Source organism: Sphingomonas sp. DC4900, assembly GCF_049896485.1.
GTDB lineage: Bacteria > Pseudomonadota > Alphaproteobacteria > Sphingomonadales > Sphingomonadaceae > Sphingomonas > Sphingomonas aquatilis.
Window position 1 is genome coordinate 111,919 of sequence record NZ_JAFCUK010000006.1, and the last position, 12,847, is coordinate 124,765.

At 68.8% G+C, this 12,847-nt stretch carries 8 protein-coding genes; 2 read left to right on the plus strand and 6 right to left on the minus strand.

Annotated features, from left to right (window positions below):
* Nucleotides 1–91: 91 nt before the first annotated feature.
* Nucleotides 92–1,537, plus strand: coding sequence for a sugar porter family MFS transporter (locus ACP690_RS09175; protein ID WP_426260905.1), 1,446 nt, complete (start codon nt 92–94; stop codon nt 1,535–1,537).
* 19 nt (nt 1,538–1,556) lie between these two features.
* Here ACP690_RS09175 and ACP690_RS09180 read toward each other — a convergent pair whose 3' ends face one another.
* Nucleotides 1,557–2,822, minus strand: coding sequence for a hypothetical protein (locus ACP690_RS09180; RefSeq protein ID WP_426260906.1), 1,266 nt, complete (start codon nt 2,820–2,822; stop codon nt 1,557–1,559).
* 115 nt (nt 2,823–2,937) lie between these two features.
* Here ACP690_RS09180 and nhaA point away from each other — a divergent pair, with 115 nt between their 5' ends.
* The gene (gene nhaA / locus ACP690_RS09185; RefSeq protein ID WP_426260907.1) at nt 2,938–4,335 is read left to right on the plus strand and encodes a Na+/H+ antiporter NhaA; all 1,398 of its coding nucleotides are present in this window, start codon (nt 2,938–2,940) and stop codon (nt 4,333–4,335) included.
* Here the strand turns inward: nhaA and treY are convergent.
* The 5 genes from treY to ACP690_RS09210 all read right to left on the minus strand — a co-directional run bounded on the left by treY (nt 4,309) and on the right by ACP690_RS09210 (nt 12,655).
* Complete coding sequence (treY, locus tag ACP690_RS09190) at nt 4,309–6,603, minus strand: malto-oligosyltrehalose synthase (protein ID WP_426260908.1); 2,295 nt, start codon at nt 6,601–6,603, stop codon at nt 4,309–4,311. The genes nhaA and treY overlap by 27 nt on opposite strands.
* A complete protein-coding gene (malQ, locus tag ACP690_RS09195) occupies nt 6,600–8,495 on the minus strand; it encodes a 4-alpha-glucanotransferase (RefSeq protein WP_426260909.1) in 1,896 nt (631 codons plus the stop codon). The genes treY and malQ overlap by 4 nt, the downstream gene beginning before the upstream one ends.
* Nucleotides 8,492–10,186 carry a malto-oligosyltrehalose trehalohydrolase gene (gene treZ / locus ACP690_RS09200; protein WP_426260910.1) on the minus strand — a complete coding sequence of 565 codons (1,695 nt, stop codon included), beginning with the start codon at nt 10,184–10,186 and terminating at the stop codon, nt 8,492–8,494. The genes malQ and treZ overlap by 4 nt, the downstream gene beginning before the upstream one ends.
* Nucleotides 10,183–12,306: a glycogen debranching protein GlgX gene (gene glgX, locus ACP690_RS09205; RefSeq protein WP_426260911.1), complete on the minus strand. Its 2,124-nt coding sequence runs from the start codon at nt 12,304–12,306 to the stop codon at nt 10,183–10,185. Before glgX ends, treZ begins: the two co-directional genes overlap by 4 nt.
* Before the next feature lie 106 nt (nt 12,307–12,412).
* The gene (locus ACP690_RS09210) at nt 12,413–12,655 is read right to left on the minus strand and encodes a hypothetical protein (protein ID WP_294316549.1); all 243 of its coding nucleotides are present in this window, start codon (nt 12,653–12,655) and stop codon (nt 12,413–12,415) included.
* Nucleotides 12,656–12,847 lie beyond the last annotated feature (192 nt).

Sequence of the window (12,847 nt, forward strand, 5' to 3'; positions counted from 1 at the left end):
GCACGCGCCAAACGGCTTGACCGCCCAGAATGGCGTGATAGCGATATCACATTGCACACGGCCGGCGGACGATCGGCATGAGGAGAGCGATGTGACGGACAGGCGGGGGGCGGGGCATGCCCCGGGGAATCTGGATGCCGGGCAGGGCGTCAATCACGGCTTCATCGCCGGCATCGTCGCGGTTGCGACGATCGGCGGCTTCATGTTCGGCTATGATTCGGGCGTCATCAACGGGACGCAAAAAGGGCTGGAGGCGGCGTTTTCGCTCGGCCACCTGGGCATCGGCGTCAATGTCGGCGCGATCCTGGTGGGGTCGGCGATCGGCGCGTTCGGTGCGGGGCGGCTGGCCGACGCGATCGGGCGGCGGCGGGTGATGATGCTGGCCGCATTGCTGTTTCTGGTGAGCGCGCTGCTCGCCGGTGCCGCGGGCGGCTCGATCGTGTTCATCCTGGCGCGGATCATCGGCGGCCTGGGCGTCGGCGCGGCAAGCGTGATCTCGCCCGTCTACATTTCCGAAGTAACGCCGGCCGCGATCCGCGGGCGGCTGTCGAGCGTGCAGCAGGTGATGATCATCACCGGCCTGACCGGCGCGTTCGTCGCGAATTTCGTGTTGGCCCGCTATGCTGGCGGTTCGACCGCACCCTTCTGGCTCGATTTTCCGGCGTGGCGCTGGATGTTCTGGCTGCAGGCGATTCCGGCGGCGATTTATCTGGCAGCGCTGACCGTCATTCCGGAGAGCCCGCGCTTCCTGGTCGCCAAGGGCCGCGAGGGCGAGGCGAGGGCCGTGCTGACGCGTCTGTTCGGCGCGGGCGAGGCGGAGCGTAAGGTCGTCGAGATCCGCAATTCGCTCGCCGCCGATCACCACAAGCCGAAACTGTCCGACCTGATCGACAAGACGACGGGCAAGATCCGCCCGATCCTGTGGGCGGGCATCGGCCTCGCCGTATTCCAGCAGTTCGTCGGCATCAACGTCGTCTTCTATTACGGCGCGGTGCTGTGGGAGGCGGTGGGCTTTACCGAGGACAATGCGCTGCAGATCAACATCCTGTCCGGCGTGCTGTCGATCGCGGCCTGCCTGTTCACGATCGCGACGGTCGACCGGATCGGACGCAAGCCGCTGCTGCTGGTCGGATCGGCGGGCATGGCGGTGACGCTGGCGACGGTGGCCTGGGCGTTCTCTACCGCGGTCACCGATGCGGCGGGCGCGGTGAGCCTGCCCGGACACAATGGCCTGATCGCGCTGGTCGCGGCCAATCTGTACGTCATCTTCTTCAACGCGTCGTGGGGACCGGTGATGTGGGTGATGCTGGGCGAGATGTTCCCCAACCAGATCCGCGGATCGGGCCTTGCCGTGTCGGGCTTTGCGCAGTGGATCGCCAATGCGGCGATCTCGGTCAGCTTCCCGGCGCTCGCCGTGTCGCCGGGCCTGGCGGTCACCTACACCGGCTATGCGCTGTTCGCGGCGATCTCGTTCGTGTTCGTGCAGAAGCTGGTCCACGAAACCCGCGGGCGCGAACTAGAGGATATGCAGGGATAAGGGCGATCGGGAGCTGGCGTTACAGCGCCCAGTCGAGCTGCATCCACAGCTTCTGCGTGTCGGTGAACAGCCGGTCGGCGCGATAATCGGCATAGCGCAGGCTGGCGGTCGTCTTGCCGAGCTTGGCACTAGCGAGCAGGTTGAGTTCGTCGCCATAGCGGCGCGACAGGCGGTCGCTGTCGAACCGGTGGTAGACAGCGGTCAGCGACACCGCTTTCAGCGTCCCGATCTGCTTCCACCCCCAGCCGGCGCTCGCATAGGCGTCGCGAATGCCGTCGGCGGGGGTGGTGGTGAGCTTGTCGGCCCAGCCCTGGAACTTGAAGATCGCGGAGAAGGGTGTCTGAAAGCTGGCGTATGCGGCGCCTGCGCTGGCGCCACGGCCCGCGCCGAGCACCTCATAGCCCCCGCCGACCTTCGGGCCGTTCAGATCGAGCGACAGGTCGGCGAGCCAGTAATCCGCGGCGTACATATTGGGGTTGCGGTGATACTCGGACTGGCGCGCATAGCTGAGCTGATAGGCGAGCTTGGCGGTGCCGAGCGGCTGCGCGCCGGCCAGGCGGCCGCCATAGGTCTGGCTGGACAGGCGATAGCCCTGCACCGCCGCTTCGTCCTCATCGATCAGATAGGCGAAGCCCGTGACCTTGCCGATCGGCGAATCCCAGCCGAGGTTGGCGAGGACGGTGTTGCCGCCGATCGCGGTCGGCCGTGCGCCGCGCCCTTCGATGCCGTTCACCGTGCGGACCGACCAGACATAGCTGACGTCGGCCTTCAGGCCCTGCACGGCGGTGATCTCGGTGCGCACGGCGTCGAAGGTCTGGCCGTTGTTACGGAACGCAGCCGCGCCGACAAAGCGTTCGTCGTCGAGCTGGATCACCTGTCGCCCCGCGGTGATCGCGAGACCCGGCGCGGCATAGCGCACCTGCGCGCGATAGATGGCGACGCTGTCGGGATCGGCGATCAGCGGGCGTAGCGTGGCGGGGCCGTGCAGGCCGTCGAAGTAGTCGGGCAGGATCGCGAGGTTCCCCTGCGCCTGGACGAGGCCGGAGAGGCGGCCGATCGCAGCCTGCACACCGGTGCGCAGGCGCACGGTCACCGCGTCGCTATCCTGCGGCAGGCCATCCTGTTCGACATGTTCGTACCGCAGCCGCGCCTCGGCAAGCGGCGTCACCGTCTGCGCCGCGGCAGGCAGCGCCGGCAGGACGGTGGCAAGGGCGAGAAGCGGGGCGGTGAGGCGCATCGATCGGGTCCGTACGGCATCGGTGTCGCGCAGGAATGCGCTGTCCATTGTCGACCTATTAGGCGCGGAATGGTTAACAGGCTGATGACGTTGCGCTTCGGTTACGGAACGCACGGGCGGCTGAGCCGTATGGGGGATGGCACTTATGCCATCAGGAGATCGCATGGGCCTTGCTCCGCGCCTGTCCGGGCGGGTGGAAGCCCGGGCGCATCATTCCCCCGCCGCGCGTATCCTGGAGCGGATCGGGCCCTTCTTTGCGATCGGCGAAGTGTCCGGCGGGCCGTTGCTGATCGCGTCGCTCGTCGCGCTGATCGTCGTCAATTCGCCCTGGGGTGCGGATTATGTGCGGCTGTGGGATCGGCCGATCCGGCTGAGCTATGGCGCCTGGGCGTTCGCGCGGCCGGCGGCGGAATGGGTCAACGACCTGCTGATGCCGCTGTTCTTCCTGATCATCGGGACGGAGGTGAAGCGCGAGTTCGTCAAGGGATCGCTCGCGTCGCGCAAGACCGCGCTATTCCCAGTGGCGGGCGCGATCGGCGGGCTGGTGGTGCCGGTGGCGATCTATCTGGCGTTCAACTGGGGTACGCCGACCGCGCATGGCTGGGGCGTGGTGGCGGCGATGGATACCGCGTTCAGCCTGGCGGTCGTCGCGATGTTCACGACGCGATTGCCGCCGGCCGTGCGCGCGGTGCTGCTGGCCTTCGCGGCGATCGACGATGTGTTCGGGCTGCTGGTGATCGCCTTCGCCTATACCGCGTCGGTGCAGCCGGTGTTCCTGGGGGTGGCGGCCGCGGCGTATCTGGGCATCGTCGGACTGCTGCGGCTGCGCTGGGTGGCGTCGATCCCCTATGTGCTGCTCGGCGCCGTGGTGTGGATCGGCATCTTCGGGTCGGGGGTGCATCCGACGATCGCGGGCGTGGCGGTCGGCCTGTTGCTGCCGACGCGGTCGCGGCTCAGCCATGGCGACTTCGCCGAACGCGTCGAGCGGCCCTTGGACGAGTTGCGCGCGGCGCAATCCGAACAGGCGCATGCGAGTGACGCCGCGGAGGCGGAGGAGAAGGAGGACGCGGTCGAGGCGAAGCTGGGGTACATCCACGAAATGGTCGCGGCGACCGACGAGGCGGCGGAGCGGCTGGTGCGAATCCTGACGCCATGGGTGTCCTATGTCGTGCTGCCGCTGTTCGCGCTGTCCAACGTGCGCATCCATTTGTCGCCCAACGCGATCGCCGATGCGCTGCACGCACCGCTAAGCCTGGGCATCGTCGCCGGCTTGGCGATCGGCAAGCCGCTGGGCTTCATGGCGTCGACATGGATCGCGACACGCGTGCTGGGCGCGCGCCTGCCCGATGGAGTAACGTGGCGAATGGTGCTGGGGATCGGCGGCGTCGCCGGGATTGGCTTCACGCTGTCGCTGTTCATCACCGAACTCGCCTTCACCGACGTGGCGCAGACCGAGATGGCGTCGCTGGCGATCCTGTGCGCGTCGCTGGTGTCCGGCCTGTTCGGCTATGCCATCTTCTGGCTGGCGACGCGCTCAGCCGAGCGCGTACCAGACCGGTGAGGCGGTGAAGAGGTCGGCGGCGGCGTGCGCGGTGCCGTCGGCAAAGCGGATCGTCGCGTCCGGAACCTCGGTGCCGCGGATCAGCGCGGCGACGCGGAGCGTGGCGCCGGCATGGTGGCGGCTGAAGGCGAGGATGCGGTCGCTGCCCTCCACCTGTGACGGACGATAGTCGCCGTCGGCGAACAGCGCGGGCGCGGCGCGGCGCTGCGCGAGCAGGTCGGCGATCAGGCGGAACTTGGCCGGCGCGTGCGATGCGTCGAACAGCGCCTGGCGCTGCGCATAATCGACGGGGCGGCGGTTGTCGGGATCGACCAGGCTGAGGTCGGCAAGCTCGGTGCCCTGGTACAGGTCGGGCACGCCGGGCACGGTGTAGCGGAGCAGCGTCTGGATGAGCGTATTGGCGTCTGCAATCGGCGCAAGGTCGGCGACAAAGGCGGTGACCTCCGCGACGAAGCGCGGGTCGGCGAGGAAGGCATCGGTGAGGGCGGCGGCGGCGGCTTCATAGGCCTCGTCCGGGGCTTCCCATGACGAGCGCAGGCGTGCTTCGCGCAGGGCCTTTTGCTGCCAGGCCTTGATGCGGTCGGCGAAATCGGGCGTCGCGCCCGCGTCCGGCCAGGCGCCGACGATGGTCTGGAGCAGCATGTAGCGGTCGGCGCCCGAGACGTCGTGATCCCAGGCCCAGGAGAGCTGGTCCCATGCCTCGACGCGGGTGCGCCAGGCGTCGGGCATAACGCTGAGTGCGGCAAGGCGGGCGCGGACGTCCTCGCCGCGCTTGTGGTCGTGCGTCGCGGTGGTGAGCATGGCGTGCGGCACGTCGCGCGCACGCGCGGTCATCAGCTCGTGGAAGGCGTCGACGCCGATGCCGAGGATCGTCGCGTCGAAGCCGACGTCGTTGCGCGAGAGCAGGCGGCCGGAACGGTAGAAGGCGGTGTCCTCGACCGATTTGGCGGCGATCGGTGCGGACAGCTGCTGGAAACGGCGCACCGCGTCGGCGGCATCGCCCGGTCCTTCACCGGCGAGCCAGGCGAGGATCGCGTCGACGACATGCGCCTCGCCCGGCGGGATGAGGTCGGCGACGCGTTCGCGCACCGCGCCGCGGATCGCGGCGTCGCTGGCGGGGGCGGCATCGCCGGTGCCGTAGGTGCGATAGACGGGGAAGACCCACAACAATCGCTCGATCGCGCGGCGTAGCATCGCGGGCGTGACGGCGGCATCGGTGTTGAGCGCGACGAAGGCGGCGACGCAGGCGTCGAGCTGGCCCGCAAATTGCCAGGCGAGCAGGTCCTGCCGTGCGGCGAATTCCTCGCTTTCGAAATCGAGGTAGCGGTGGCTCATGTCCTGCCACACTTCCTCGAGCGGCAGCGCGCCGAGCGGTTCGTGGATCAGCGTCGCGACCTGCTCCATGAAGTCGTAGCCGCTGGTGCCGTCGACGCCCCAGCCGACGGGCTGGCCTTCGCCGGCGCCGAGGATCTTCTCGATCACGATCCAGGCATCGGGGCCGAGGCGGTCGCGCAGTGCGCGGCAATAGCCGATCGGGTCGGTAAGGCCGTCGACGTGATCGATGCGGACGCCGTCGATCAGCCCTTCGTCATACAGGCGGACATAGAGCGCATGCGTCGCCGCGAACACGGCGGGGTCTTCGATGCGGACGCCGGCGAGGTCGTTGACGGTGAAGAAGCGGCGCCAGTTGAGCAGGTCGTTGGCGGTGCGCCAGCTGGCGAGGCGGTAGCGCTGGCGGTCGAGCAGCGCGGAGAGGTCGGCGGTGTTGCCCCGGTCTTCGGGGCGGATCGGGAAACGATGTTCGCCATAGGCGACGATCTGATCGCCCTCGACCGCAATGTCGCCGTTGGCGAGCGCGGTGTCGAGCGTGTCGCCGAGCACAGGAAGCAGGATCGGGCGGCTCCAGTCGATATCGAAGACGCAGGCGTGTTCGCTGTCCTGCCCGCGGGCGAGGACATCGTTCCACCATGCGTTTCCGCCTCCGGCGACACCCATATGGTTGGGGACGATATCGATGATCAGCCCCATGTCGCGCGCCTTGAGCGCGGCGACGAGGCTGCGGAAGGCATCCTCGCCGCCGAGTTCCGGATTGATCGTCGTGGGGTCGATCACGTCGTAGCCGTGCATCGAGCCGGCCGCCGCGGTGGTGATCGGCGAGGCGTAGATATGGCTGATGCCGAGCCGGTCGAGATAGGGGACCAGCGCCTCGGCGTCGGCGAAGGTGAAGCCCTTGTGGAATTGCAGGCGATAGGTGGCGCGGGGGCTCATGCGGGGCTCTTGTGCGAGAGGATGGCGGTGCGGCGGGCGACCTCGGGCCGGGCGAGCAATGCCTCGGTCGTGTCGGGCATGCGGCGGCGCCAATTGGGGTGTTCGTCGGTCGTGCCGGGCAGGTTGGGCTGTTCCTCGATCCCGACCAGGTCCTCGAGCGGGACGATGGTGAGCGGGCAGGGCGCCTGCGCGGTGAAGGCGAGCGCGGCGTCGATCGCGGGCGCGGCATCGTGCGGCACGGGGCCGCTGGCGACGCCGGCCTGCGTGGCGGCGGTCCACAGCGCCTTCTTTTCGCCGATGCGGCGGAGGCGATCGCTGGGTTCGTCGCTGTCGCTGCGCTTCAGCTTGTGCGCCCAGGTGATGTCGCGCCCGGTCCACCAGCCGGCGAGCGTCGCGGTGTCGTGCGTGCCGGTCATGGCGACGGCGCAGGCGTCCCATGCCTTGGCGGGGATGAAGCTCTTCGCGTCGCGCTCGAATGGCAGGACGCGCATGCCGTAGATGCCGCGTGCGGTCAGCGTGTCGCGAAAACCGGGGGGCACGGTGCCGAGGTCCTCGCCGATGACGATCGCGTTCGCCCGATGCGATTCGATCGCGAGGATGCGGAGCAGATCGATGAAGGGCATGGCGAGATAGGCGCCGTCGCCGGGCTTGCCGCCCTCTGGGATGACCCACAGCCGGCACAGGCCGAGGGCGTGGTCGATGCGGATGCCGCCCGCGTGCGCCAAGCCTGCGCGGACGGTGCGGATGAAGGCGTCGAAGCCGGTGCGGCGCAGCGCGAACGGGCAGAGCGCGGTGATGCCCCAATTTTGCCCCTGCGGCCCGAGCGGATCGGGCGGCGCGCCGATCGACAGGCCGGTCAGCAGGTCGCTGCGGCGGCTCCACGCATGGCTGCCGCCCGCATCCATGCCGACGGCGAGATCGGCGATCAGGCCGATCCGCATGCCCGCGTCGCGCGCGGCGGCGTGCGCATCGGCAAGGCCGGTGTCGGCGCGCCATTGCAGGAAGGTGTAAAAGCGGACCGCGTCGGCATGGTCGCGCGCGAAGGCCTCGACCGCCGGGGCGGCGGGGTCGCGATAGGCGGTGGGCCAGTCCTGCCAGCCGTGCGCGCCGCTCTCCGCGAAGAAATGGGCGTGCAGCGCGTCGTAAAGGGCGTGCTGCTGCCAGTCGGGGCGATGGGCGGCGGCGGCGTCGAAGCGGGCGATCTCGTCCGGGGTTGCGCGGTCGAAGGCGTGGCGCAGCGCGGCGAGGCGGCGGGGGAGGGCGGCTTGCCAGTCGATCAGCGCGCCGGAGTCCGTGTCATCGTCGGCGGTGCTGGCGAGTAGGGCGTGGTGGACCAGCCGGCTCGACGGAGCATAGGGGCTGAAGCGCGACGGGTCGGCGGGGAAGAGCGCGTGCGTCGGACTGATCGCCAGCGCGTCGGCTCCGGCACCGGCAAAGGCACGGGCGGCCTCGGCAAGACTGCCGAAGTCGCCATACGGGGCGGGGCGCGATCCGCGCAGCGCCGGGATCTGAACCGCGGGACCCCAGCTGTGGCCGGGTGGCGCGGGAATGCAGCGACGCGGCGCGACGGCGAGGGTGATGGCGCCGCGCGCGGTGTCGAGCCGGTGATAGCCGGGTTCGCCGATTGGCGGGATGGTGCCGTCGGACGCGACCTGCACGATACGCTGGGGGCCATGCTCCAGCGCCAGCGTCGCGGCGCCGGGGGCGGCGGTGGTGACGATGGGCATGCCGACATCGGCGGTGACGAAGGTTGTCTCGCCGTCGGTCGAGCGGTCGAGCCGGTCGAGAATGGCGGCGAGCGTATCGTCGGCGACGGTGCGCTGGCGGCCGGTCGCATCCTCCCAATGCACGGCGATGCCGGCGGCCTTGGCGCGTGCGGCGAGGTCGCTCATCGCGCAATCCAGGCGGCGAAGCGGTCGCCCTCGGCATGCAGCAGATCGCCGTCGCCCGCGGCAAGCGGCGCGGGCGCGTCGGCGAGGTCGAGCGCGATGGTGAGCATGCTGCCGTCAGCCAGGCGCCAGCGGGCGGTGACCGCGGCGTCGCCGGTCGCCTCCGCACCGATCGCCATCGCGCCGGCAAGGTGGGGGACGATATGGGTCATGCGCAGCGTGATCAGGTCGCGGTACAGCGCACGCCATGTGGCGGCGTCCGGGCCGGGCTCGGGCCGCGATGCTTCGAAGGTGCTGCGGGCGTTGGGATCGGGAATGCGTGCGCGCGCCTGCGGATCGGCGAAAGCGTCGAACTTGGCGAATTCCTTGCGCCGCCCCTCACGCACCGCATCGGCGAGCTCGTCGTGGAAGTCGGTGAAGAACAGGAAGGGCGTCTCGCTGCCGTCGGTGTCGCCCATGAACAGCAAGGGGATTTGCGGGGCGAGCAGCAGCAAGGCGGTCGCGGCCCGCAGCTTGGCGGGGTCGGTCAGCACGGTCAGCCGCTCGCCAAGCGCGCGATTTCCGATCTGATCGTGGTTCTGGAGGAACGACACGAAGCGGGTCGGCGACAGATGCGCGCTGGGCGTGCCGCGCGGCTTGCCGTCGTGGTTCGCCGATCCTTCGCCCTGATAGATGAAGCCTTCCGCCAGGCAGCGGGCAAGGCGTTCGGCCGGGCGATCGGCGAAGTCGGTGTAATAGGCGCTGGTCTCGCCCGTCAGCAGGACGTGGAGCACGTTGTGGAAGTCGTCGTTCCACTGCGCGTCATAGCCGCCATCGCGCAGCCGTGCGGCATCGTTGCGGTCGTTTTCGAGGACGAGGTGGATGTGGCGATCGGGCAGCGCCTCGCGAATTTCCGTGGCCATGGCGTCGAGGAAGGCGTCGTCGGCGATGGCGTGGACTGCGTCGAAGCGCAGGCCGTCGATGCGATAGTCGCGCAGCCACATCAGCGCATTGTCGACGAAGAAGCGATGCACCGCCTCCTCATGCATCGCGACCGCGCCGCCCCAGGGCGTGTGGACCTCGGCATCGAAGAAGCCCGCGGCATATTGGCCGATGTAATTCCCGTCGGGACCGAAGTGATTGTAAACGACGTCGAGGAAAACGGAGAGGCCGAAGCCGTGCGCGGCGTCGACCAGCGCCTGCAGATCGGCGGGGGCGCCGTAGCGTTCGTGCGGCGCATAGGGCAGCACGCCGTCATAGCCCCAGCCGCGCGTACCGCCGAAGGCCCCCACGGGCATCAGTTCGATGGCGGTGATGCCGATCGCGGCGATGGCGGGGAGCTGGTCGATCACGCCGCGGAAACCGCCGAGCAGGCCGGGGTGCAGCTCGACGAGCACCGTCTCTTCCCACGGCCGCCCGCGCCAGTCCGTGACCGTCCAGGGATAGGCCCGGTCGATGACCAAGCTCCAGCCATGGACGCCGCCCGATTGCGCGCGGGACGCGGGGTCGGGGACGATCGTGTCGCCGATGCGGAAGCGATAGCGCGTGCCGGCGGGGGCCTGCGTCGTCGCGACGAACCAGCCGTCGTCCCCCGCCTCCATATCGACCGGCGGGGCGCCGTCGATCTCCAGCTCGACGCCAGCAGCGTCCGGCGCCCACAGTGCGAAGCGGGTGCGTCCGTCGTCCAGCGGCGTCGCGCCCCAGCCCGGGGTCATGCCTGGTCCTCGAACGCGCCGGTCCAGGTGAGGAGGACGGCGCCTTGCGGCGCGACCTCATACGCGTCCTCGATCTCCACCTCGCCCTGATCAGGCTTGGCGCTGTCGATCAGGACGATGCGCGTCGCGTGCGGCGGGGGAAGGTAGAAGGTGACGGGATCGGGCGAACCGTTGAGCAGCAGCGACACGACGTCCAGCTCGCCGGCCGCATTGCGGCTGGCCCGGCGCATCATCAGCGCGCGGCCTTCGGGGTTCTGCCAATCCTCCGCGCTGAGCTGCTGCCCGCGCTCGTCCCACCATTCGATGTCGTTGACGCCCTGTCCGGGCGTATCCTGCCCGTAGAGGAAGGTCGGCGCGCGCAGCACGGCGTAGCGGCGGCGCAGGTCGGTCAGGCGGGCGACGAAATCGATCTGCGTCTGGCCTTCGGGCGTTGCCGCGGCGTCCCAATCGAGCCAGCTGATCGCATTGTCCTGGCAATAGGCGTTGTTGTTGCCCCGTTGCGTGCGACCGAACTCGTCGCCCGCGACCAGCATCGGCGTGCCGAGCGAGGCGAGCAGCGTCGTCAGCATCGACCGTTGCACGCGTCCGCGCGCATCGTTGATCGCGGGATCGTCGGTCGGTCCTTCGTGGCCCCAGTTGCGCGAATGGTTGTTGTCGTGGCCGTCGCGATTGTCCTCGCCGTTCGCCTCATTGTGCCGCTCTTCGTACATCACCGTGTCGGCGAGGGTGAAGCCGTCGTGCGCGGACAGCAGGTTGATGCTCGCCCAGGGACGGCGCGAGCGGCGGTCGAACAGGTCGCCTGATCCCGACAGACGCGCGGCGAGATCGGCGCGCTGGCCGGCATCGCCGCGCCAGAACTGGCGGACGGTGTCGCGATATTTGTCGTTCCACTCCGCAAAGCCGGGCGGGAAATTGCCGAGCTGATAGCCGCCGGGGCCGACGTCCCACGGCTCCGCCATCAGCTTCAGGCGGCCGAGCACCGGGTCCTGCCGGACGACGTCGAAGAAGGCGGCGCCGGGATCGAAGCCATGCTCTTCGCGCCCCAGCGTCAGGCCGAGATCGAAGCGGAAGCCGTCGATGCCGAAGCTGGTCGCCCAATAGCGAAGGCTGTCCGTCACCATCTGGATGACGCGCGCCTTGCTGAGGTTCAGCGTGTTGCCGGTGCCGGTGTCGTTGATGCTGTAGCGCGGCTGGTCCTTGACCAGGCGGTAATAGCTGGCGTTGTCGAGCCCGCGCCACGACAGGGTGGGGCCCTTTTCACTACCTTCGCAGGTGTGGTTGTAGACGACATCCAGGATCACCTCGATCCCCGCCTTGTGCAGGCGGTGGACGGCGCGACGCAGCTCGTCCTGGCTGTCCGACGCCATATACGCCTGTTCCGGCGCGAAGAAGCCGAGCGTGTTATAGCCCCAATAGTTCTTCAGGCCCTTTTCCTGGAGGAAGCGGTCCTGCGTGAAGCTGTGGATGGGCAGCAGTTCGAGTGCGGTGACGCCGATGCGCTTCAGATGTGCGATGACCGCGGGGTGGCCGAGGCCGGCATAGGTGCCGCGTTCGTTCGGCGGGACCAGCTCCATCAGCTTGGTCAGGCCCTTCACATGCGCTTCGTAGATGACGGTTTCGGACCAGGGCGTGTTGGGCTTGGTATCGCGCGACCAGTCCCAATGATCGTCGACGACGACCGCCTTGGGCATGGCGGGCGCGCTGTCGCGCTTGTCGAAGGACAGGTCCTCCTTCGGATGGCCGACCTTGTAGCCGTGCAGCGCGTCGGTCCATTTGATCTGGCCGTGCAGCTTGCGGGCATAGGGATCGAGCAGCAGCTTGTTGGGATTGAAGCGATGGCCGTTCTCGGGCTCGTAGCGGCCGTGCGCGCGATAGCCGTAAAGCAGGCCCGGGCCGGCGTCGGGCAGATAGCCGTGCCACACCTCGTCGGTGCATTCGGGCAAGGCGATGCGCTTCAGCTCGCGCTTGCCGGTGGCGTCGAACAGGCACAGCTCGATCGCATCGGCATTGGCGGAATAGACCGCGAAATTGACACCGAGGCCGTCGAACGTCGCGCCGAGCGGATAGGGCGAGCCGGCGTCGAGCCGGTCGGGCAGGCTGTGCAAGATGAGGACCCCCATAATGTGTGCCAGCGAGAACGCAGGCGCAGCATGGAAGGTCCCCGTCGATCGCAGCCCGGCCGCACATCCCGCCATGAGGCGGACGTGCGGCCGGCGTTCCGGAGGATCACTTGCCGGGCAGCGGATCAATACCGTCGGCGCGCCATTGGCCGAGCAGCTTGCAGGTCTTGGTGGGGATGCGCGTGCCGGTGGGGTAATCGACGATGCAGACGCGCGGGTTGTAGCGGCCCTTGGCGGGCTGGGCGGCGGCGTCGCTCTGGCCGGCGGCGGGCGCTGCGGGGGCCGGTGCCGGCGCGGCGGCGGGCGTGGTGATCGACAGGATGGCGGCGGCGAGCGTGGTGGCGAACATGGACTTTCCTCTCAAAGGCGACAGCCCGATGCGGCTGCGACTGTGGTAGTGCATTATGCATGCCAAACACTGAAATGGCGGAAATCTGCGGTTTTGTCCGTTTGGTGAGGTGCGAAACACGCCGAAAGCTGGTGTATCTTGCCGATCGTCGGCAGCTTTGGCTTGGGCGGTTTGAGCCGCTTACCCTGCGTC